The following is a 373-nucleotide window of genomic DNA, read 5'->3' as shown; positions in this document are numbered from 1 at the left end:
AGTAAATCTGTCAACTGCATCACCTAGGTTAGTAGTCTCCAAAGCAGTTTTCCACAGTACTGCAAATAAACCAGCAAAGGCAACCGTAGAAGCCATTGAAAGCATCTGCATACGCATAATGCCCTGATTAATCATCTGTACCTGTTTCTGAATATCGGACATTGAAGCACCTTTACCTAACTCTTTTAAAGCTACATTCGCAGCAGTACCTTGTTTAGCCATCTTCTCTAAATGATTACCTAGCTTCAGGAATTGCTGGTCTAATGCACGTGTGTCCATTCTTGCAAGGTTATCCATAATACGAGTAGATTGTGTAGTCCTAGCTTGAAGTACATCGTTAGCATGTATAAAGGATTCTTTCATTCTCTCCATA

General features: G+C 39.9%; 1 protein-coding gene. It reads right to left on the bottom strand.

Annotation, left to right across the window (positions count from 1 at the left end; all coding sequences use genetic code 11):
- A partial coding sequence (locus tag SB749_RS18825; RefSeq protein ID WP_410711642.1) for a hypothetical protein occupies positions 1–279 on the bottom strand: 279 nt, incomplete at its 3' end.
- Positions 280–373: the final 94 nt, after the last annotated feature.

Source organism: Brevibacterium sp. SIMBA_078, from assembly GCF_046534565.1.
GTDB lineage: Bacteria > Actinomycetota > Actinomycetes > Actinomycetales > Brevibacteriaceae > Brevibacterium.
Note: the sequence above shows the minus strand (reverse complement) of the source record. Positions and strands in the feature narration are given on the sequence as shown.